The sequence below is a fragment of the uncultured Pseudacidovorax sp. genome (assembly GCF_913773995.1).
Classification (GTDB): domain Bacteria; phylum Pseudomonadota; class Gammaproteobacteria; order Burkholderiales; family Burkholderiaceae_C; genus Xenophilus.
Genome location: NZ_CAJYES010000084.1, coordinates 1 through 3,137 on the forward strand (window position 1 = coordinate 1; position 3,137 = coordinate 3,137).

Consider the following 3,137-nt stretch of genomic DNA (forward strand, 5'->3'; position numbering starts at 1 on the left):
TGGGCAACGAGCTGGCCTACAGCGCCACGTCGATCCTCACGACCACCGTCTACCCGCGGGCGCCTCTGCCCGGCCGCAGCGTGAAGGTGGGCCTGCGCGTCGATTTCTGATCGACCGCGGCCGGGGCGGGGCAGGGCGGCCAGCCGCCGCCGCCCCGCGCCTATGCCATTCGGCGGACCGGCCATTCGGCAAGCGTCCGCCGTGACTTTGTTCCTCTACATTCGTCCGGATGATGTTCCACACGGCTCGCCTGGACGGCCAGACGTTCGGCCCTGCCGCGCGCTCCGGCGTCTGCGTGCGCGTGGGTTGAGCGCGCATGCGCGGGACTGCGCTCGCAGGGGCGTGGATGCTGGGCATGGTCGGATGGCTGGCGCCTGCCGCGCCCGTGGTCGCGGCCGATGCGCCGCCGCCATGCCCGACGCCTTGCCTGGCCCTGCCGCGGCCGGCACCGACGCCGGCACCTGCCGAGGCCGCGCCGCCGCCCGCGCCCCGTCCGGCCGCGCGCAGCCGGCCCGCGCCGGCCGCCGCCCCCGTGTCCACCGAGGCCGCGGCGCCCGAGCCGCCGCCGCGCCTGCCTGCCTCGCGCCGGTGCATCGACATCAACATGCGCGCCGCGGTGGGTGAACCCCTGTCGGCGCAGGACATGGCCTACCTGAGGAGCGAATGTTGAATCCGTCTGCCGTTGCCGCTGCTGTTCTTCGTGCCTGGATGCGCCTTCGGGCGCTGCTGCTGCTCGCGGCCGCGGGCGCACTGCTGGCCGCCTGCGCCAACAAGCCGCCAGCGCCTTCCACCGAGGTAATGCCCTTCGACCGCGCGGTGCAGCAGGCGGTGGACGACCTGATGGTCCAGACGCAGAAGATGCCGGCCTTCCTGGCCCGCGTCGAATCGCGCCTGCAGAAGAGCCGCATCGTCATCGACCCGCTGCTCGACGGCACGACCGGCCAGCAGACCGAGGTGACGCAGGCCGCCCAGCAGCGCATCATGCAGCGCATGCAGGAGCGCTTCAGCCAGTTCACGGTGAGTCAGGTCGACAGCCAGGCGGTGGAGCAGGCGCAATACGTGCTAAGCGGCACGCTGACCCGGCAGGCCGATGCGTCGGCCGGTCGCTGGCAACTGGCCCTGGCGCTGACCGAACTCAAGAGCGGCACGGTGGTCGCGCAGACCGTCGCGCGCGTCGCCGACGAAAAGCTCGACACCCGGCCCACCGCCTTCTACCGCGACAGCCCGGTCAGCACCCGCGACCGCGCCGTCGACGGCTACATCCGCACCAGCCAGACGCCCGCCGGCCAGCAGGCGGATGCGCTGTACCTGCAGCGCCTGCCCACCACCGCCGTGCTGCAGGAGGCCATCGACGCCTATGCCGCCGGCCGCTGGCAGGAGGCACTGACCCGTTACGAGGCCGCTGCTCAGCGGCCCGACGGCCAGCAGCTGCGCGTGTACAACGGCCTGTACCTCACGCAGATGCAGCTGGGCCGCACGGCCGATGCCGAGCGCAGCTTCGGCCAGTTGGCCAAGCTGGGCCTGGAGGCCAGCAAGCTGAGCGTGAAGTTCCTCTTCCGGCCCGGCTCCACGGAGTTCCTGAGCGATTCGCGCATCAGCGGCGTCTATCCGATGTGGCTGCGCCAGATCGCCCGCCAGGCGGCGCAGATGAGCAACAACTGCCTGCTCGTCACCGGCCACACCAGCCGCACCGGCTCGGAATCGGTCAACGAGCGCCTGTCGCTGCAGCGCGCGACCATCGTGCGCACGCGCCTGGCCGCCGAGGCGCCCAGTCTCGCCAAGCGCCTGAAGGAGGCCGGCATGGGCTTTCGCGAGAACATCGTCGGCACCGGCGCCGACGACGCCAGCGACGCGCTGGACCGGCGCGTGGAATTCAAGGTCGAGGACTGCGCCGCCTCGTCCTGAGGCCACCCCGCCATGAGGCCGGGGACTCAGCGCGGAACGAGCTCGAACATATCGAAGCCGGCGCTGCGGCCGCCCAGGCAGCCGGCCAGCATGTCCTCGGTGGCACGCCACATGGCCAGGCGGTTGCGCCAGTGGCGCACCTGGTGGCCCTCATCGGCAAAGCGCAGGTGCGTCACCGGCCGCCTGAGCGCGCGCAGGGCGGCGACGACCTCGTCGGAATCCTGCCGCAGCACGCGCACGTCGTTGTCGCCGTGCACCACCAGCAGCGGCACGTCGATGCGGTCGATCTGCGTGATGGGTGAATTGGCCAGCATGCGAGCGCGCTGCGCCGGGTCCTTCACATCACCGTAGGTGCGGGCGAAGTAGTGGCGATTGCGCCAGAAGGGTGGCCAGGCTTCGATGACGCGCGGCCAGTTGGCGACGCCCACCATGTCGACGCCGCAGCGCCAGTCCTGCCGCTTCTGGATCAGCTGGGCCAGCACCGAGAAGCCACCGAAGCTGGCGCCCAGCACGGCCAGCCGCTTCGGGTCCGCAATGCCCTGATCGACGGCCCATTGCGTGCCTTCGGCGATGTCCTGCTGCATCCGGCCGTTGTACTCGCCGTCGCCCGCGCGGATGAACGCCTTGCCGTAGCCGGCCGAGCCGCGGTAGTTGACCTGCAGCACGGCGTAGCCGCGATTGGCCAGCATCTGGACGAAGGTATAGCCGGCCAACTGCCAGCTGTCGCGCGCCCAGGGACCGCCGTGGATGGCCACGACGGTCGGCGCCGGCCCCTGCACGCCGACGGGCCGGGTGACATAGCCATGCACCTTCAGTCCATCCGAGGCGGTGAAGGCGAAGGGTGTCATCGGCGAGAACAGGCCGGGCTCGGGTTGCCGTGGTGGCGTCAGGCGGTCGAGGCGCCCGGTGTTGCGGTCGAGCAGCATCTCCACCGCTTCGGTCTGCGTGGTGGCGCGCAGCACCATGCGCTGGTTGTCCTGTGCCGCGCTGGTGGGCCGGATCAGCACGGGCGGCTCGTCCAGCCAGCCGCGGGCGCGTGCCTCGTCGGCGGCGCGGGCCACATCGGCGCCGATGGCCGGATCCAGGTAGGTCATGCGCGGCAGGTCGGGCATGGCCGCGACGGCATAGGGCCCGCCCGCCGCGGGCGGGAACCAGGCGCCGTCGAGGTCGACTTCGGCATCCTCGGCGAGCACCGTCTCGCGGTCCGTCGCCAGATCGACCTCGACCAGCGC

The 3,137-nt window shown here is 71.8% G+C and carries 3 protein-coding genes; 2 read left to right on the forward strand and 1 reads right to left on the reverse strand.

Features of this window, described 5'->3' with window-relative positions; genetic code table 11:
* The first annotated feature begins 316 nt into the window (after positions 1–316).
* Together QZ772_RS07375 and QZ772_RS07380 are read left to right on the forward strand one after the other, a co-directional pair.
* On the forward strand, positions 317–670 hold the full coding sequence (locus QZ772_RS07375) for a hypothetical protein (protein ID WP_295524385.1): 354 nt from the start codon (positions 317–319) through the stop codon (positions 668–670).
* Positions 667–1,905 carry an OmpA family protein gene (locus QZ772_RS07380; protein ID WP_295524386.1) on the forward strand — a complete coding sequence of 413 codons (1,239 nt, stop codon included), beginning with the start codon at positions 667–669 and terminating at the stop codon, positions 1,903–1,905. The genes QZ772_RS07375 and QZ772_RS07380 overlap by 4 nt, the downstream gene beginning before the upstream one ends.
* Positions 1,906–1,931: 26 nt before the next feature.
* Here QZ772_RS07380 and QZ772_RS07385 read toward each other — a convergent pair.
* Positions 1,932–3,137: prolyl oligopeptidase family serine peptidase (locus QZ772_RS07385; RefSeq protein ID WP_295524388.1), on the reverse strand; the 1,206-nt coding region annotated here is incomplete at its 5' end.